17 protein-coding genes are annotated in these 18,763 nt (G+C 50.9%); 11 read left to right on the top strand and 6 right to left on the bottom strand.

What is annotated here, in order from left to right; all coding sequences use genetic code 11:
• Positions 1-2 precede the first annotated feature (2 nt).
• The gene (locus tag NH568_RS17425) at positions 3-464 is read left to right on the top strand and encodes a TIR domain-containing protein (RefSeq protein ID WP_253049270.1); all 462 of its coding nucleotides are present in this window, start codon (positions 3-5) and stop codon (positions 462-464) included.
• Between the two features lie 13 nt (positions 465-477).
• Complete coding sequence (locus tag NH568_RS17430) at positions 478-1,740, top strand: tetratricopeptide repeat-containing protein (protein WP_253049273.1); 1,263 nt, start codon at positions 478-480, stop codon at positions 1,738-1,740.
• Between the two features lie 158 nt (positions 1,741-1,898).
• Here NH568_RS17430 and glmS read toward each other — a convergent pair whose 3' ends face one another.
• Positions 1,899-3,719: a glutamine--fructose-6-phosphate transaminase (isomerizing) gene (glmS, locus tag NH568_RS17435; RefSeq protein ID WP_253049277.1), complete on the bottom strand. Its 1,821-nt coding sequence runs from the start codon at positions 3,717-3,719 to the stop codon at positions 1,899-1,901.
• A 31-nt stretch (positions 3,720-3,750) separates the two neighbouring features.
• Positions 3,751-4,521, bottom strand: coding sequence for a DeoR family transcriptional regulator (locus NH568_RS17440; RefSeq protein ID WP_253049279.1), 771 nt, complete (start codon positions 4,519-4,521; stop codon positions 3,751-3,753).
• Positions 4,522-5,419: 898 nt separating this feature from the next.
• Here NH568_RS17440 and NH568_RS17445 point away from each other — a divergent pair.
• The 4 genes from NH568_RS17445 to NH568_RS17460 all read left to right on the top strand — a co-directional run bounded on the left by NH568_RS17445 (position 5,420) and on the right by NH568_RS17460 (position 9,820).
• A complete protein-coding gene (locus tag NH568_RS17445) occupies positions 5,420-6,172 on the top strand; it encodes a LytTR family DNA-binding domain-containing protein (RefSeq protein ID WP_253049281.1) in 753 nt (250 codons plus the stop codon).
• Between the two features lie 147 nt (positions 6,173-6,319).
• Positions 6,320-8,287, top strand: coding sequence for a TonB-dependent receptor (locus tag NH568_RS17450; protein WP_253049283.1), 1,968 nt, complete (start codon positions 6,320-6,322; stop codon positions 8,285-8,287).
• Between the two features lie 85 nt (positions 8,288-8,372).
• Positions 8,373-9,272 carry a retropepsin-like aspartic protease gene (locus tag NH568_RS17455; RefSeq protein ID WP_253049285.1) on the top strand — a complete coding sequence of 300 codons (900 nt, stop codon included), beginning with the start codon at positions 8,373-8,375 and terminating at the stop codon, positions 9,270-9,272.
• Between the two features lie 74 nt (positions 9,273-9,346).
• Positions 9,347-9,820 (top strand): YbaK/EbsC family protein, encoded by a 474-nt coding sequence (locus NH568_RS17460; RefSeq protein ID WP_253049287.1) that lies wholly within the window; start codon positions 9,347-9,349, stop codon positions 9,818-9,820.
• A 44-nt stretch (positions 9,821-9,864) separates the two neighbouring features.
• Here the strand turns inward: NH568_RS17460 and NH568_RS17465 are convergent, their stop codons facing one another.
• The gene (locus NH568_RS17465) at positions 9,865-10,170 is read right to left on the bottom strand and encodes a DUF6482 family protein (RefSeq protein ID WP_138552233.1); all 306 of its coding nucleotides are present in this window, start codon (positions 10,168-10,170) and stop codon (positions 9,865-9,867) included.
• Between the two features lie 171 nt (positions 10,171-10,341).
• Here NH568_RS17465 and NH568_RS17470 point away from each other — a divergent pair, with 171 nt between their 5' ends.
• From NH568_RS17470 to NH568_RS24235, 4 genes are read left to right on the top strand one after another with little or no spacing between them, the layout of a single operon-like run.
• Positions 10,342-11,613 carry a LysM peptidoglycan-binding domain-containing protein gene (locus tag NH568_RS17470; RefSeq protein ID WP_253049289.1) on the top strand — a complete coding sequence of 424 codons (1,272 nt, stop codon included), beginning with the start codon at positions 10,342-10,344 and terminating at the stop codon, positions 11,611-11,613.
• A gap of 24 nt (positions 11,614-11,637) precedes the next feature.
• The gene (locus NH568_RS17475; RefSeq protein WP_253049291.1) at positions 11,638-12,429 is read left to right on the top strand and encodes a hypothetical protein; all 792 of its coding nucleotides are present in this window, start codon (positions 11,638-11,640) and stop codon (positions 12,427-12,429) included.
• Between the two features lie 4 nt (positions 12,430-12,433).
• Positions 12,434-13,087: a hypothetical protein gene (locus NH568_RS17480; RefSeq protein ID WP_253049294.1), complete on the top strand. Its 654-nt coding sequence runs from the start codon at positions 12,434-12,436 to the stop codon at positions 13,085-13,087.
• Positions 13,078-14,145, top strand: coding sequence for a helix-turn-helix domain-containing protein (locus NH568_RS24235; RefSeq protein WP_253049296.1), 1,068 nt, complete (start codon positions 13,078-13,080; stop codon positions 14,143-14,145). The genes NH568_RS17480 and NH568_RS24235 overlap by 10 nt, the downstream gene beginning before the upstream one ends.
• On the opposite strand, the gene thpR is transcribed toward NH568_RS24235, so the two are convergent.
• Positions 14,112-14,633 carry an RNA 2',3'-cyclic phosphodiesterase gene (thpR, locus tag NH568_RS17490; RefSeq protein ID WP_253049298.1) on the bottom strand — a complete coding sequence of 174 codons (522 nt, stop codon included), beginning with the start codon at positions 14,631-14,633 and terminating at the stop codon, positions 14,112-14,114. The genes NH568_RS24235 and thpR overlap by 34 nt on opposite strands.
• Positions 14,634-14,713: 80 nt before the next feature.
• Positions 14,714-15,442, bottom strand: coding sequence for a helix-turn-helix transcriptional regulator (locus NH568_RS17495; protein WP_253049300.1), 729 nt, complete (start codon positions 15,440-15,442; stop codon positions 14,714-14,716).
• A 290-nt stretch (positions 15,443-15,732) separates the two neighbouring features.
• Here NH568_RS17495 and NH568_RS17500 point away from each other — a divergent pair, with 290 nt between their 5' ends.
• The gene (locus tag NH568_RS17500) at positions 15,733-17,037 is read left to right on the top strand and encodes a serine hydrolase domain-containing protein (protein ID WP_253049302.1); all 1,305 of its coding nucleotides are present in this window, start codon (positions 15,733-15,735) and stop codon (positions 17,035-17,037) included.
• Here the strand turns inward: NH568_RS17500 and NH568_RS17505 are convergent.
• Positions 16,971-18,737, bottom strand: coding sequence for a hypothetical protein (locus NH568_RS17505; RefSeq protein ID WP_253049304.1), 1,767 nt, complete (start codon positions 18,735-18,737; stop codon positions 16,971-16,973). The genes NH568_RS17500 and NH568_RS17505 overlap by 67 nt on opposite strands.
• Positions 18,738-18,763 lie beyond the last annotated feature (26 nt).

Genomic DNA, 18,763 nt, shown 5'->3' on the forward strand with positions numbered 1-18,763 from the left:
AGATGGGAGGCAGTTCATCAGGATCTTGGAGTAGGCTAGGCAATGTAAGAGCACTTGAAGAGAAAGCAAAGTTAGCGCTTCAGCCTAAAAAGAAAAATGTTTTCATTAGCTTTTCTTCCAAAGATATGAACGAAGTAAATTTACTTCGAGGCCAAGCAAAAAATGAAAATAGTGATATAGAATTTAACGATCACTCAGTGAAATCTGCATACAATAGTGAAGTAGCCGAATACATCAAGCGGAAAATTACAGAGCGCATAAACAGAACTTCAACAACCGTTGTTTACTTGACTGAAAACACTTCTAAGAGCCAATGGGTTAAGTGGGAAGTTGAAAAAAGCCATGCCCTGGGAAAGAAAGTAATTGCAGTCCATAAAGGCGATAATTTTAATGGGAATATCCCTAGCTGGCTCAACGCGTCAAAAATAGTCTCCTGGTCAAATTTATCAAACGCTCTAGATTGAGGAAAACAAATATATGGATCAAAAAGTTTGCTTTGTTGTAATGGGATTTGGTGAAAAGACAGACCATGAGTTAGGTAAGACTTTTGACCTAGATGCAACTTTTGAAGCTATTATTAAGCCTGCAGTAGAAGATGCTGGGTTAAAGTGCGTTCGTGCTGATGAAATATTACATTCAGGCATTATTGATGCAGAAATGTATATGATGCTTTATCAAGCTGACTTAGTTATAGCAGACATCAGCACTGGAAATGTAAATGCTGTATATGAGTTGGGGGTGAGACATGCATTAAAGCCAAGTTCAACAATAATCATGAAAGAACAGGATGGAAGATTTTCATTTGACCTAGATCATACTAGCACATTCCAGTATGAACATTTGGGTAAAGATATTGGCTCAAGAGAGGCTAAACGTGCTTGTTGCGCATTAAAAGATTTAATTTTGGCTGCCATTGATGATCAACAGAAAGTTGATAGCCCTGTATATACATACCTTCCAGCTCTTAAGTATCCCATGCTAACTGAGATGGAATTTCAAGAAAAAGTCGAAGAGTTAGAAGAAGAAAGTGATCGCCTACATTTATTCCTAGAGTCTGGTAAAAAAGCACTAAATGATAGCGAGTTTAGTTCAGCAATAACCTTTTATAAGGAAGCAGCTGAAATGACGCGTCAAGACCCAACTGTAATCCAAAAGTTAGTTTTAGCTACATACAAATCAGAAATACCCACTAAAGAAGAAGCTTTAGAAAATGCCTTGAATATTGCTCAGTCATTAACACCTTATCAGTCCAATGATCCTGAAACATGTGGGTTAACGGGAGCGATCCATAAAAGGTTATGGCAAATCCACCGTAATACTGATGATTTGGAGCTAGCAATAAAACAATACGGCCGAGGGTTCGAAATTAGGCGAGACTATTATAATGGAGAAAATTATGCAGCATGTTTAGATATGTTAGCGGATCATAGAAATGATTCAAATGAAATCATATACAACAGGATGAGAGCATATAAAGTCAGATTGATTATTATAGAATCGTTGGAAAAAGTAGCCGCCGACGGTGAAGAGCTCGCGGAAAGAAGTGATAGAAAGTGGATATTAGCTAGTTTATCCAACTGTTACTTAGCTGTAGGCAATGATAAAGAAGCTAACACTTATGAAAAGCGCTTTTTAGCAGAAAAACTCGCTGATTGGGAACAAGAAACCTTTATTGAAGGAAAAGCTAATGCTCAAGAAGCATTTGCAAAGTTTCAGCGGCAGAGCAGAGAAACTAATTGAATAATTTCAGTACTTCACTTACATAGCTTAATTTAAATAAAGTTGAAATAGTGGAAGCTAAATCAGAACTTCCACTTTCCAACTTAATTAAGAAATGAAAAAATGTGGTTGAGTGCTTTATTGCTCACCCACAAAACATTAAAAATCAATACCTTAAACTATTCCACAGTGACCGATTTTGCCAGGTTACGTGGCTGGTCGACGTCGGTGCCTTTGATCACGGCAACGTAGTACGACAGTAGCTGTAGCGGGATTGTATAGACAACGGGTGCGATGATGTCTTCTACGTGATTCACGTTCATTACGCGCATGGTGTCGTCTGATGCGAAGTTGGAGTCTTTGTCGGCGAAGACGTAGATGATGCCGCCGCGGGCGCGGACTTCTTCAACATTTGACTTCAGCTTTTCAAGCAGCTCGTTGTTTGGCGCTACGACTATGATCGGCATGTCGGCGTCGATCAGGGCCAGTGGGCCGTGCTTTAGCTCGCCTGCGGCGTAGGCTTCGGCGTGAATGTACGAGATTTCTTTAAGCTTAAGTGCGCCTTCCATTGCAATTGGGTATTGTGAACCACGGCCCAGGAACAATGAGTGGTGCTTGTCGGCGAATTCTTCTGCCAGCGCTTCGATGCCTTCGGCCATGTTCAGTGACTCTTCCAGTTTGTTTGGCAGGGTCTTGATGGCGTTAACAATTGTGCTCTGGTCGCGGCCTTTTTCTTGTGCAATTGACGCAGTTAGCATCAATAAGCCGACCAATTGCGTAGTAAATGCTTTAGTTGACGCAACACCAATTTCGGCACCGGCTTTGGTCATAAAGGCCAGATCGGATTCGCGTACCAGTGAAGAGCCCGGCACGTTACAGATGGTCATTGAGGCCATGTAGCCCTGCTCTTTCGCCAGGCGCAGTGCCGCCAGGGTATCGGCGGTTTCGCCAGACTGAGAAATGGTTACAAGTAGGCTATTTTCGTGCACAAACGACTCACGATAGCGGAATTCAGAGGCAATTTCGACATTACAGCTTACGCCTGCGTATTGCTCTAACCAGTAACGCGCCACCATGCCTGAGTGGTAAGAGGTACCACAGGCAATGATCTGCACGTGTTTAACGTCTTTGAAGATCTGGTTAGCCTGGTCGCCAAATGCATCTACTGCGACTCTGTCACCTTCCAAGCGGCCTTCCAGGGTATTGCGTACGGCCATTGGTTGCTCGTAGATTTCTTTGAGCATGTAGTGACGGTATTCGCCTTTGCCCGAGATATCCTGAGAAATGTTAGATTCAACCACTTCACGCTCAACCGGTTCGCCGTTGATGTCGTAAATTTCGACCGTTTCGCGGGTGATGCGTGCTACATCGCCTTCTTCTAAGAAGATAAAGTTGCGTGTTACCGCAAGCAGTGCCAGCTGATCAGACGCGATGAAGTTTTCGCCCAGACCTAAGCCGATAACCAGCGGGCTGCCAGAACGTGCTACGATGATTTCGTTGTCGTTGGCTTTGTCGAATACCACTGTACCGTAAGCGCCTTCGAGCTGCTTAACCGCGGCTTTAACCGAGTCCAGCAGAGAGTCGTGCTGCTGACGTAGTTGGTGGATAAGGTGTACCATGACTTCGGTGTCGGTATCAGACAGGAAGGTATAGCCATCGTCTTTTAATACAGAACGCAGTGACTCATGGTTTTCAATAATGCCGTTGTGGACCAGCGCGATTTCGCTATTTGAAATGTGAGGGTGAGCATTCACTTCGGTTACACCACCATGTGTAGCCCAACGCGTGTGCGCAATACCTGTGTGTCCGCTGACGCCGGCTTCGGCCACGGCCGCTTCCAGGTTGGCCACTTTACCCACAGCCTTGACCGTATCCAGGGTACCAGCCTGACTTAAAGCCACACCCGCTGAATCGTATCCACGGTATTCAAGACGTTTTAAACCTTCGATCAAAATACGGTTAACAGGACGTTCTGCTACCGCACCAACTATACCACACATAAATTCTCCATTATTTGCACGTTGTGTGTTGTCACTCTACCTCTGCACAGATCAGCTGCACGCCACGGGCCTCGATCGCCTGGCGCAAGTCGGCGGCCAGGTTGTTGTCGGTGATCAAGGTCGTGACCTGATCCCAGGGCAATTCTAAATTCGGTATTCTGCGGCCGATCTTTTCAGATTCGACCAGTACAACCACGTCACGAGCCGCTTCGGCCATGACCTGGCTTAACCCCACCAGCTCATTGAACGTGGTGGTGCCCCTTGCTACATCAATGCCATCAGCACCGATGAACAAGGTATCAAAATCGTAAGAGCGCAAAACCTGCTCGGCAACCTGCCCCTGAAAGGATTCCGAATGCGGGTCCCAGGTGCCACCGGTCATCAATAAGGTCGGCTCGTTTTCCAGTGCCAACAAGCGGTTGGCAATATTAATGGCATTGGTCATCACCACCAGCCCGCGCTTTTGCGCCAGCTCCGGGATCATGGCGGCTGTTGTACGGCCACTATCGATAATGATGCGATGGTGATCTTTTATCAGCGTAGCAGCGGCTTTAGCAATGGCCACTTTACGTAGCGTATCGCGCTCATCATTGCCTTTGGCAACAATTTCTTGCGGCAGTGCCACAGCGCCACCATAGCGGCGTAATAGCAGGCCGCTTTTTTCTAATGCGGTTAAATCCTTTCGAATCGTAACTTCTGATGTGGCAAATTCACTGGCTAAGGTTTCTACGCTCACTTCGCCCTGCTCGTTTACCATGGCAAGGATTGTATGTCTGCGTTGCTGTGTATTGCGTTTTGTCATCGTCGTTTTATATATAGTTGTAAGTTTCGTTTCGAACGTTACGAAATTATAGTCGAAACTTACGGTTCGAAACAAGTTAAATTTTGAGCATGGCTTTTTTCTTATGGAAGTGCCCTTTTTTGGTGGGGTTGTTAAAGACGGGGATAGTGGAGGCAACGGACTGGATGACAGCAAAAAGGTCGGGTGACGGGAGCTGCTCGCCTTCGGCTTCGTGGCCGTTTTTGGTACCTGACGGCACTATTATGGTTCCCGGCTCGGGGGCCGGGATGACGGAGGAAGGAGCTGGGTGACGGAAGGAGAAGCTGGGTGACGGAGGGAGAATAGGCATAAACTGGTACCCTACACTCGTCATCCCGCACTTGATGCGGGATCTACTCGCCTTCAGTTTCGTAGCTGTTTTTTGGCACCTGACGGCGCTTTTATGGTTCCCGGCTCGGGGGCCGGGATGACGGAGGAAGGAGCTGAGTGACGGAAGGAGAAGCTGGGTGTCGAAGGGAGAATAGGCATAAACTGGTACCCTACACTCGTCATCCCGCACTTGATGCGGGATCTACTCGCCTTCAGTTTCGTAGCCGTTTTGGCACCTGACGGCGCTTTTATGGTTCCCGGCTCGGGGGCCGGGATGACGGAGGGAGAAGCTGGATGACGGAGGGAGAAGCTGGATGACGGAGGGAGAAGCTGGATGACGGAGGGAGAAGCTGGATGACGGAAGGAGAAGCTGGATGATGGAAGGAGAAGCTGGGCAGCGAAGGTGAGAGGCGAAATTGCGAAGGAAAGAGGTGGAGGCGGGGTATCGGGGTGTATGTTGATGACGCTTGAGTGATAGCGGAATTGTTTGGCTTCACATCCGTTAGCAGAATGCTAAAATACGCCGGTGTATCAAATATGGGGAAGTGTGGTGTCGGCTCGGATCAGACAAGAATGGCTGCTGTCGTTGTGCGGGTGGACGCTGGTGATTGCCTTTCTGACCCTTATAGATTTAATACACGACTGGTCGGTGCCCGAAGAGGAGCGCCTCAATAATCCGCTCTGGTGGGCGGGGCAGGAATGGGGCCTGTGGTATTTACTGTCTCCAATGGTTTTTCGTGCCCTTTCCCGGCTTGAGCCTGCGCCTAAGGTGAACGTGACCCATTACCTCACGCTCATGAGTGGTGCCTATTGCTGTACCATGCTGTTGCAGGCGGTGTTCGACCTGGTGGCACTGGACGACCCTATTGCTTATACCTTGTATTATTTTGCGCCGGCACACCTGCTGGTGCTGTTTGTGATCACCATTTTATGGCATACCCAGTTACGCGTCATTGCCGAGCCAAATCACGAGCATCCGGTGCTGTGGGCAGATCAGGGGAAAGACAAAGCCCCGGTCCCCTTTGATGACATTACCCATGTTACTGCCGCCAGCAATTATATGGAGATCCATACCAGTACCCGGCAATACCTTAAGCGTGGCACTTTAAAAGAGCTGATGGCTCAGCTGCCACCTCAGTTTATCCGTACTCATCGTTCTCATGTGGTCAACCTGTACGCCATTGACAGGATCCAGAATAAACCTTCTGGCAGTGCCATTATTCAGCTGAAAAGCGGCGCTCAGATTGCCCTGAGCAAAGGCTACAAGCAGGAAGTGAAAACCCAGCTGGCGCAAAGTGTCTAAATTCGCGCCAGTCTGTTCGTCCCACCTCCATCGGGACCAGTAAACAACCCAGGTTCATTCGTCCCAGTCAGCCACATCTTACCCCTAAGCTTTTGTTTATCTTGATTTGAAACTCGTATCATAGGACAACTTTTCAAGGAGTGTTGTATGAATCGATTTAAACCTGCCTTACTGGCCTCATCGCTGTTTTGCGCTGTCGTAGCGCCGGTATACGCGCAGGACCAGGCCGATAGCGTGTTTAACGAAGCGGCCCTTGCCCAGTTCAGCGCCCAGCATGCACTGGATCTGCTTAATCAGCTGCCCACCTTTGTGCTCACCGAAGGCAGTAACGAGCGCGGCCTCAGTGGTGCCAGCAGTAATGTGCTGATCGATGGCATAGTCCCGTTATCCAAATCCGACTCAATTGAAACCCTGCTGCGCCAACTGCCGACGAACCAGATAGCCGGGCTGGAGTTATATACCGGCCAGCATCCGTTCAGCCAGCTCAGTGAGTACACGCAGATCGTCAACATCCTGATCAAAGATCAGGGCACCTCATTGGACTGGCGTGCCGAGCTGCACTCTCAACACAGCGACCATGAACTGAGTGAAGCGATGGTGAGTATGCAAACTCACCATGCTGACTGGCATCATAGCGCCAGCGTAAAGTGGGTAAACAACCATGCCTACTCATCAGGCGAACTGATGCAATATACCGATGTACAATCAGATCAGGTTGCCAATTCCGAACGAGAGCATTTTGCTGAGCGTGAGCAAGGCGTACAGCTGGCGCTGATCAGCAGAACCCCGCTGCACAATGGTACCCTGCAACTCAATGCATCGGCACAGCAAACCGACTGGCTGACTCGTTATCGCTGGACTCCTGCTCTGCCTGCGCCGGTCAACGGCACCAAAGACATAGAACAGGTAGACGAGTATGAACTGGGCTTTGACTGGCAAAGACAAACTGCCACAGACTGGCAAATGCAACTGACAGGCCTTGCCAGACGAGAGCAGTCCGACTTGTCTATACAAGAGTGGTTCGGCCAATCGGCGGCACAAACTACCTTTGAGCAACGCGAACACGCCCGCGAACAGGTGCTCAGGCTGGCGTATAGTGATCCATCACATGATTTGCAGCCGAGTATCGGCATAGAAGGGAGCTACAACTCAGTCAGCGCCGACACCAGGCATGCAGACGAAGCCGAAAACAGCAAGGTCACTGAAACACGGTTTGAGCCTTTTGTGGCCGCCAGCTGGCAAGTGGCGCCACAGTGGCAGCTGTCGGGTAAGCTTGCGCTGGAGCAGGCCACCCTGAAATCCGGCCACAACGGCGCGCAATCACAGCAGCATCGCCTGTTAAAGCCACAGCTCAAACTGGGCTATGACCTGAGTGCAGACTCACAGCTGACTTTCAGCGCCCTGCACCAGGTTGAACAGCTGGACTTTGGGTTGTTTCAAAGCTCTCAAAGCAGCGGCTTTGCGCGTACGCAGAATGGCAGCACACAGTTAAAGCCCATGCAGTACACCGAGCTGATGCTCACCTGGCAATATGCCCGGGCCGACTGGTTTGAGTTTACGCTTAGCCCGTTTTATCAGTGGCAGCAGGATATCCACGAGTATCAGGTGCAAAATAATGGCAATGGCGCCATCGTCAACGCAGGAAGGGCCCGTTATTTTGGCCTGGATACCGAGTGGAGTATTAATACCCGCTTTTTGCTTAGTGACAGCCGAGTTGAGCTGAGTTATGCCTGGCGGGACGCGCGCTTTGCAGATCCACTGAGCGGTCCCCGTCCCATCACGGAATTAACACCGCACGAGTTAATCATAGGGTTTCGACGTGATCAGGCCCGCTTATCCTGGGGTTTCGAAGCGTTTCTGCCTACCCGTTTTCGCGAGTATTATCATGACGAAATACTGACTGAGCGGGCCAACACTGAGCTCAGTGCCTTTGTGCAGACTCAGATTGGCGGCGGATTATCGCTCACCGTGGAGCTGGATACCCTCAATAACGCCCGCTATCAGTATCATCGTGCTATTTATGAGACAGACAGAAGCAGCTCCTTGCAAAGCCGGGAGCAGTTATCTGAATCGATAAAGCCGAAGCTGTCTGTCACATTGAGCGGCAACCTATGATAAAAACAGTAAATACAACAGGTTAAACTTATGTTAAAGTTCCGTCGACAGGCAATGGTGCCTGCTTACACGGAGTGTTTAATCTATGATGAAACTTGTATTGCTGAGTTTGTCAGCTTTGCTCAGCTTCACAGCTGGTGCGGGCGCAACGGCCTGGTTGTCGCTCAATATCGAAAATGGCCACGCCAAGGTACCCGCAAAAGTGGCGGGTATTGAGGGCATGGCAATTTTAGACACAGGCGCACACATCAATGCCATTAATCAGCGCTTTATTAATCACAATAATTTGGAATTTGCACATCGTGGGCACGTTGATATCGAGGGCATGCATGGGCAACAACGCCAAAAGCTCTACGCCAATATAGAAACAGAAGTGTTCGGCATTCAGTCCAGCATGAATGGGCTCGCGGCGGCCACGCTTGGCCATCACACCAATGCCTTATTACTGGGTGCAGGCTTCTTTAGCCAGTCAGTGGTACAGCTCGACTACCCTAACCAACGTGTTCGTATGCTCACGCGTGACGCTGTCAATGTCGGTAAGCACGAGAACATTAAAACATACGCACATTTAGGCACAGGCATGCCAATTGTGGAGGTCGAGATCGCAGGAAAACCAATCTGGCTGCTTCTGGATACTGGGTACACGGGCGGTATCCTGATCTCCCGTCGTCTGGCAGAGGGGCTGGACCTGGTAACACCGGATGCAAAACACGTTACGTCTGCCGGGGTTAACGAGTTTGCCGTCATGCGCGAAACACAGCTTGCAGAAATGCGGCTGGGACCGTTTACCCTGGCCAATGTCGCCATTGCTTATCCCGACGAAGGACATCGTATTAAAACGCTCACTCAGTACCAGCATACCTCCAGCAAGATTAGAGGCCGAAAAGTCAGAGGCGTGATCGGTTACGACGCCCTCAAGCATTTTTTACTTACGCTGGATTATGCTAAAGGTGATCTACACCTCAGCGTACCCGAGAAGGTATAAACCGATATTTCCTGCCTATTCGGACCTGCTCGTCTATACTTAACGATCACAGTAAGTAAACACGAGGAGGTCCCATGACTCATCGTATCAGTGCCTACTTAGACACACACCTCATTCCGTACCGCGTTATCGAGCACGTCGAAAGTCAGTCCTCATTCGCTTCCGCTTATCTCAGCCAGATCCCATTGCCACAACTGGCAAAAGCGGTGATGCTGGAAGACCACGAGAGCAAGCGCCTGATGGCAGTGCTGCCCGCAAATTACAAAATCAGCCTGAGCAGCCTGAACGACGCACTTAAACGGCGCTTTCATCTGATGAAAGAGCGTCAGGTATATCGATTGTTTTCTGATTGCAGCCCCGGGGCTGTGCCACCCATCGCCAACGCTTATCACCTGGACACAGTCTTTGATGATTTGCTCCTCAACCAGCCGCATGTCTATATCGAGTCGGGCGACCACCGCCATTTACTGCAGCTGGCTCAGACGGATTTTCGGCAACTGATGGAAGATGCCAAGCATTTGCGTTTCAGTCACGAGACATTTCATTAACTGCTGGTGCTCTGTGTGCCTTGCACTATCGGCAAGGCACGCACTTAAAGAGATGCTTTATTCAACGGCATCACAAACCGGCAGTGTCCGTCGCTGACATTGCCTATCATCTCATCGTAGGCTGTTTCCATATCAAAGGTGGCTTGTGTGGCACCCAGCTCAGCCAATACCAGCTCGGCTTCGCGCAATGAATTGTAGGTCAGGGTTTTACCCTGGCGGTCGGTCAGTAAATGATAATTACCTAATGGGTCGAGCCCACCGGCGAGATAATGATTTGAATCCGCATAGCTCAGGATAACTGCATCCATATGGTCCTGATCAAGCTCGTTTTTCAGTTCGGAACGTAACATAAAAGCCCCCTGACGGTACTCAGTAAGCACAGCGCAATGCCCTGCTTAACATTGCAAGTTTAGCTCAATTTACGTACAGATTGGAGCAAACGATCAACCCTGTCCGACAAGAGTGGTAAAATTCCCCAACTTATATACAATCAAAACAAACAAGAATAAGCCGAAAACCACATGCCAGCCAGAAAGTTGCCTTTGCTGATGATGCTGTTATTGCTCACAGGGTGTAATACCACGCCCCAGGACAGCACATCAGACGATGCGGGTGTAACCACCCGGAGTACTCCACCCCAGCACACCTATGTCGCAGACCAACCCTTGCCTGCACTGCCAACCCCGCATACCAGTGATGATGTCTGGCAACGTATTCGCATGCAGCTGAGTTTTGCCAGCTCAACACACCCCCGAGTGCTGAAACGTGTGAACTGGTACCTGCAACATCCAAATTATATGCACACCATCAGCAACAGGGCCGAGCCTTACTTGTATTATCTGGTGAGCGAAGTGGAACGTCGTGGTCTGCCCATAGAGCTGGCACTGATGCCGCTGATTGAAAGTGACTTCAACGCGCAGGCTTACTCCGAAAAACACGCATCGGGCTTGTGGCAACTGACGCCTTTAATAGCCAAACACTATGGTGTCACTATCAACCCCTGGTTTGACGGACGTCAGGACTTGATCCAATCCACCGGCGCTGCGCTCGATTTTTTAACCTATTTGCATCAACGCTTCGACGGTGACTGGTATCACGCCATTGCAGCTTATAATACCGGCGAGGGTCGTGTTGCCACAGCCATTGCGAATAATCGCAAAGCGGGTAAACCAACCGACTTTTTCTCACTAAAGCTGCCCAGGCAAACCCGACACTATGTCCCCAAATTGCTGGCCGCTGCAGCGTTACTAAAACAACAGCGTATGCACTTTCCGGCCATAGACAACCAACCCGCTTTTATCCAGCTGACAATGGACCAAGCCGTGATCTTGCCCAATACACATGACTGGGCTGAGCTGGCGGTTCTGAACCCGGGCTTTCGCCGTTTTCCGGTGTTACTGAGCGGCCCGGGCCATCTGCTGGTTCCCCGGGACAGAGAGCAGGAGTGGCTGCAGGCAGCAGCGCAGTTTCAGGCACTGCCAGATACACGCTGGCAGCAAGTGACTGTGCGCCGAGGTGACAGCCTCAGCCGGATCGCCCGGCAACATGGCATCACGGTCAGCGAGATGCGCCAGTTCAATCAGCTGAACAGTAACCTGATCCGAATTGGTCAGACATTGTTGTTGCCATCGCGCTCAGAAAAGCTCGACTACGTGGTAAAACGCGGTGACAGCTTGTGGCGTATCGCCCGACAGTTTGGCGTCTCAGTCAAAGATTTAAAACGCTGGAACCAGCGCGACAGCAATCAGCTCAGGCTGGGTGAAACCCTCGCCATTCATCTCACGGCCCCATAAAACTATACCAACAGGACTTGCCGTATGACACAACAGGACACCACATTACCCGACATCGATGACAGTCACGCGCACCCGCCCGGACATGAAGTTGACAGGCCAGAACCTGCCCCTCACGTCAAACCCAAGCGGTTGTTTCGACCTCTGCAACTGAAGCTGTCACGCTCTAAAATGAACACAGTACTGGCTTTGTGCGCGATGCTGATCTCGGCGGCATCTTTCTATGCCACATATATGCAGGCCAAAGCCGCTCAGGAACAAGTTGCCGCGGCAGAACGCCAGCTTGAGGCCGAAACCTGGCCCTGGCTGCAGTTCAATTACAGTAACTTCGATTTGGAGTCCGAGCGCCCCCGGATCACCATTGGTATCCTCAATTCAGGCACCGGTCCCGCTCTGATTGAGTGGGTGGAATTCCACTACCGTGGTCAGGTTTACGACTCGATCATCGCGCTGTTCGATGCCTGCTGCAATATCAGCGCCTATCGCGAAGCCCTTGAGAATGCGCAGCAAGACGACAACGAGGTCAATGTGCTGGCCAAGTTTGGCTGGTACATTACCAGTCGTGCTGAGCACTCACTGCTCGCCGATGGTGCCTCCTTACCCCTATTCACCATGCAAAAAAGCAATTTTAATAACCGTCTGTGGGATAAGATAGACAGTATGGCTGAGCGGGTTGAGGTCTATACTTGTTATTGTTCGCTGCTGAAACAATGTTATATTTCTACGGTGGATTCGCATGTGTCGCCGGTGTCTGACTGCACCTCGGGCAGGCAAACGCTCACGCAACACAACGACCCACCTGATCCGGAGCATTAACTGTGTGCTAAAACGTATTTTCTCTCACGCTGTTTCGCCCTCGCCGGCTGTCAGGCACATATGCCACTTTGAAGGGGTGATCGACCATCTTTACCTCGATACCCGAGGTAATCCAACCATAGGCGTCGGCTTTCATGTCAGCAGTAAAGAGGCGTTTACCCGCCTGAGCTTGAGAGACAAGCGTACTAATAAGCCGGCCAGCCGAGCGCAAAAGCAGCAGGAATACAACACCCTGACACGCCTGCCTGCGGGTAAAACTGCCCGCTGGTATGCCGAGCACTGCTCCTTGCACCTGCCACACAGCGAAAGTATGCGTTTGCTGCAGCAACAGATCAGCAATTTTGAGCAGGAGCTTGCGCGCCTGATCTGCCCCGCCAATGGTTATACCCGGCCGTATAACAAGCTGCCTCCCAGTGCTCGGCTCGCATTACTGGATCTGGCTTATAACCTGGGCATCACCAATCTGAGTAGTCGCTGGCCAAAACTCCAGACAGCCTTAAAACGCGAAGACTGGCAGCAGGTGGCAAACGAATGCACCCGCAAACACGTCAGTAAAGCCCGCAATCAGGCCACCTATGCACTGTTTATGCAGGCGTCAAAAAGTGACAATCTGATAGCACGGCTGCTGCGGCGGTTTTGGAGTAAACTGTGGCGCTAATCACCCTGGCAGATCTGTTCTTTCGCTTTAGTGCCCTCGGGTTACTCCTTGCCCTGGTGCTGTTTAACTGGCCCCGCCTGACTCACTTTGAGCGCCTGCTGGCGGTTGCCCTGGCCACCAGCCTGACGTTTTTTCTGCTACTCACTCAGCCTTTGCCTGAGTGGCGCTTTAACCCATTACGCAACCTGTTTCTTGCAGGTACAGAACTGCTGCCGCTGGTGTTGTGTGCCTGCGCCTGGTATCTGATCAAACTGCGTGTGCCGCACTGGCTGACGCTTCACTGGGGGCGCTGGCTACTGGGGTGTGCCCTGCTGGCCAGTAGCTGCGTGTTCTTGGTCTATGGGGGCAATACACACTGGCATACACTGATGCACGTATTTTCGGCGTTAGCTATGTGTGCCGCCTTATACTATTGTCTGGCAAATTTTAATGATGATCTGGTACATAGCCGACGTCGTCTGCGACTGATCCTGGCCACGTTTGCCCTGCTACACTGCCTGGTGCTGGTCGGGTTTGAGCTCAGTGCCAGTCTTATTCGGCGGGATCCCGTTTATCTGCTGGCTAATGCGGTGTTTGTTTTTTGCCTGTTGTTACTGCTTACCGGAATGTCACGACCTGCCGCAAGGCGCAACGGCAACCGCAATCAGGCCACCCAACAAACACTGCCGGTGCCTGCCCACTGGCTAACCACTTATGAGGCTTTGCAAACCCTGCTGGCACAGGGCATTTATCGTGAACCCGAGCTCACCATTGGCAAGCTGGCCGAGCACCTTGATATACCGGCTCATCAGCTGCGCGCCCTGATCAACCAGCAGCTCGGTTTTAAAAACTTCTCACATTTCATCAATCAATATCGACTGGCGTATGCCGCCGAACAATTGTGCGACCTGGCGCATGCGCGCACCGCTATTCTGAGCATCGCTTATGATGCCGGGTTTAACTCTATTGGTCCGTTTAACCGCGCCTTCAAACGAGTTTATACCCTGACGCCCGGTGATTACCGCAAGCAGCACCTGAGTGGTGTTCAGACCAGGTCAAAAGATTGCACGGGTTCATAAATGAGCCCACGGCTGTCGCATCGGTAAGAGTGGTAGAGGTGAAACTGCGTCACCGAAAGGGTAAACGGCGTAATGGATGAGCGTACCTCAGGTTCGCCTTTGTGCCCTCTCAGCAGAGTAATATGAGGGGCAAAAGGTAACCGGTCACAATGCAAACCCTGTGCGGCCCCCATGTCGCGTAATGGCTCTGCAAGTGCACTTAACTCCGGAGGTTCGGGCTCCGGACGTAAAAAGAAAATCCCATTACCTGACCAGTAACCGGTGTGTGCAAAGTTCAGCGTAAAGGCGGGCACTTTAAGCTGGCGGGCAAACGCCACCATGTCTGCTTCCTGTGACGCTTCTACCTGACCAAGAAAAGCCAGTGTCAGGTGCCAGTTCTCCATTTTGGTCGGTGCTTTACGGGCACGTACCTCAGTGCGTAACCAGGCATCAATATGTGCCTGGCTGTGTTCATTCATCCCAATGCCAAAAAATAAGCGCTTTGCCATAACTCACTCCTGCTGCAGATACGCTGAGTATATCGCGCCACGCACGTATTTTCCCGCCAGAACAGTATAGGACGACCAGGCTAGTGAGCCCGGGCGTAGCGGCGCTCAAGTAAAAGGGCCAGTAAACCTGCGACAAACAGCACGATACCGATAAACTGCATCCAGGCATTACCCGGACGAGACACATGATGCACACGCTCTGGCTGCACTTCAAAATACCGGCGACCGTTATCGACCTGTACCACAAAAGCACTGCCGCGATAGTCAAAACTGTACAATAGCTCCGGCGCCTGGCGCTTCTGATACATTAGTCGCAGCGCATCATAGTCGGCCCGGTTCTGTTTATCCGCGTCACTCACGTAACGATGCCAGCGAGTGTACAAATCGAGAGGCTCATCGTCTCGTAACTCTCCATAAGAGTGGTATTCATACTGGCGCTCAGGCAAAAAGAGCGCGCGATAGCCACTGTAAAATAGTGCACACCCCAAAGAGATACACACCAGTGCCATGAGTATCCAGCTGCGCCGCCGTGCCAGCTTATGTTTATCGAGGTTTTGATACCAGGCTTCAATGTCCGGGATCTGTGTCAGACTCTGCTTGTCCCCCTGCTCAGCAACCCCTTGCATAAAGCTCCCTAAATCCAGATCCAGTGCGGCCAACAGTTTCCTGAATACCTCATTAGAAGGAATTGAATGATCGTTCTCCAGTTTAGACAGGTAGCTCTGCTCAACCGTCATTTGCGAGGCCAGTTGCGGCTGGCTCAATGCCCTTTGTTGTCTGAGTTGTTTGATGTATTGCCCAAGTGTCATGACTAGGTCCTTGTGTTGTTTATCTTGCGGCCAGTCTTGGTAAGTCATGGATTAATAACAAGATGAATATTCAAGCATACGCAGGAATATTACGCCATACCAGCCTCAGACAAGATTAAGCCGCTGCAAAACAGGTCGTGTTGTTGCCCACATGGCCTGACCGGACCCACCTGTTTAGCCACTGATTTAGTCACCTTTTCAGAATCGGCCAGCATTTTTCACTTTAGACAAGATTTAAAAGCTTAAATCTCAGATAGTTAAGTCAGTTTATAGAGAATTAAGGATCGCCAATGAAACGCCTGTTCAGTCTGCTGACATTACTGCTCATAATCACGCTGGCCTATTTAGGCTGGCCCGTCTATCAGTTTTATGCTTTCAACCTGGAAAAAGTGCCGGTACTGGCCAGCGCAGATCCGCTCCCCGGAGGCCCTTTGCCACACCAGTCGCGTTATTCGCCAATGCTCACTGCATTCAACGTCCGGGCCAGTGACATTCTCCATACCACCAGAGCCACCAGCAAGGCGCCCGGTATTTCCGCGGCCATTGCACATCACGGCAAAATCGTATGGCAGGGCACGCTCGGCTATGCCGACATCGCAACAAAAACTGCGCTCACACCGGAACATCAGTTTCGTATTGGCAGCACTTCCAAAGCCTTGACCGCCACGCTGATGGCAAAACTGATGCAGGCGCAAAACTTCAACCTGGATACACCGCTGAAAGACAGCCTGACACCACTGCCCAATCCTGCATGGCAGAATATTACCCCTCGCCAGCTGGCATCACACAGCGCAGGTTTGCCTCATTATAAAGGCAATCAGGATTTAATCGGGCTGTACCATTCATTGAGCCTGAATACCCAGTTTGATCGGGTGCAGGATGCCGTTGCGCAGTTTGATGAAGGGCCGCTGCGCACCAAGCCGGGCGACGCATTTTATTACTCCAGCTATGGTACTGTGCTACTGAGTGCGGTCCTGGCGCAGCATGGTCAGCGCCCCTATCTCGACTTGCTCCAGCAGCACGTACTCACGCCGCTGGGCATGAACCAAAGTGGCGCAGAGTCACAGGCCGACAAGCTGGTCACTTTTTATTTCAATCGTCGGGGGCAGGACGCCCAGTACATTCCCTGGCGCACTGTTAACCTCAGCCATCGTCTGGCAGGAGGTGGCCTTGTCAGCACACCCAGTGATCTGGTCCGACTCGGTAGCGGTTATCTGGATACCCGTTATTTGCATATTGAGGTGCGCGAGCAAGTCTGGACACCACAGCAGCTCAATCATGGCGAGGTCAACCCGCAAAACTATGCGCTGGGATGGCGTCGCCATGAGTACCGGCATAACGACAAGCCCGTGTTTACTTACTATCACCATGGCGGCGTATCGCGGGGTTCTCAGAGCATGCTGATTGTCGTGCCAAAATACCAGCTCAGTGTCGCAGTAAACATCAACAGTAAAACCAAACCCTTTTGGATCTTCGGCGAAGCTGCACTTAAGCTGGCACATGCTTATGTGCAGCAGACAGAACAGGCTCAGCGTGATCCGCTGGACAGTAAGATCAGCGCCGCATCCAGCACCACATCTGTACCGGCAAAGTAGTCCTTTGCCGTCAGGGCCACCGGCAGGTCCGGCGCCAGCCACACCCGGCTGTCTTCTGCCGCTCCTTGTTGGTGAAATTGAGATGAAATCACCCCAATCTGGCCACTGTAGGGTAAAGTAAACCAACCCGCCTCACCAATGGCGTTGGGCCGGGTGCCCGAAGGCTCGCCAACCACTATGGCGCTGGTCAGTTTGCTGATCCCCATCAGTAGATCATGGCCAGCCGAAAAAGTATTTCGCCCTGTCAGGATCATCAGCTTACCGTCTGGTACCAAGGCCTCAAACAAAACCGCGGTGGCTATGGTACTGGGCAGCAAGAAGCCATTCCCGCCACTGTTATCACGCAGATCCACAATAAAGTGCTTCGCCTGCCCGGCCAGCAGGGTTTCACGCAACTGCTGATTAAAAGCATCCAGCGACACATCCTTGCGCTCACGTACGGCATTAAAGTTCACATAAAGTGCCTTGTGTTCAGGCAGCAATTTGGACCAGTAAGGCTCTGACTGTGGGTGCTGGCGCGGCAATTTAGGAAAACCATTAAACTGCATAGCACGCGGCGTCAGCGTCAGTTGCTGTGTTTGCAGATCATCACCCCGGATAGTCACAACGACTTCATGGCTATGTTCAATGATCCCCAGTCCCTGCAATACACTGGCAAGACTCAAATAGTAAGGTCCAAGCCACGCTTGCTGCATATTATTATCGCGAGGATTGACCACACCCGTTTTTTCCAACGCCCGTAAAGCCGGAGTGTTTCCTATTGATAAAACCTGCTTACCGATGAGATGCCGATAGTCTGAGTCGGCCGCCACAATAAACAACCCCTCCTCAAACAGATAAAACTGCACGGGTAACTGTTGAGTGTTACCCGCCTTACCCCAGGCCGGAACAATAAAATTGTGGCCATTTTCCAGCATGCCGAGCAGCTGCATCAGCTCAAACACAACCTGCTGATCGTTCAGGGCAGGAATGCGCTTGTCTATTTGTGCTACCTTGCGCTCAAAAGCCTGCTCACTCATACGGTGAAAGGCCGACACATGTAAACGTCTGATCTCCTCAGCCAAATAATGCAAATCATAGCGCCAGCGTGCATCTCTGTGCGCCTCAGATTCGGGCTCTGCGCCCACTAACTGACGAAAGTCATCATCCTGTGCAAACGCCACAAAATGCGGATTTGGCTTACGACTAAACAGACTGCGACCCGTCAGTGCGGGTTTATCGTCCCAGCGTGCTTGCAGTGCCCGCTCCAGCCACAACATGGCATTGCGCTTGTCATTTAGCTCGCCATACAGCTCAGCCAGTGTCACCATCATGTCGTTGGGGTTATCATGCCATTTCGGCAAGCGCTGTAACCGCACGCCCAACTGTAATGCCCGCTTAAGTGGGGCAATGGCTGCCTGCCATTGCTGTTGCTGCCGATACCCCAGGCTCAGCAGGTACCAGGTAACGCCATCGTTTTGATAGTCTCTGGTCAGCTCGGTGGCCAATTTGACGACCGCAGGCCAGTCTTCGCTTTCAACCAGGGTAAAAAGCTGCGTTTTGCGGTGGTAATAACCAACCGGATCGCTTACCTGATTAGGCAACACTGGAATTTGATATGCATCGTTATGATGCCCGGGTGTACCACGCAACGGGGTTGCATGTGACTGCTGACAGCTCAAAATGATGAGTCCGAGTAGTCCAAGAACGGCTTTATACATTTGGTTCTCCTCCTAAGTTGAGAAAC

It is taken from the genome of Pseudoalteromonas sp. XMcav2-N, from assembly GCF_024124545.1.
Taxonomy (GTDB): Bacteria; Pseudomonadota; Gammaproteobacteria; order Enterobacterales; family Alteromonadaceae; genus Pseudoalteromonas.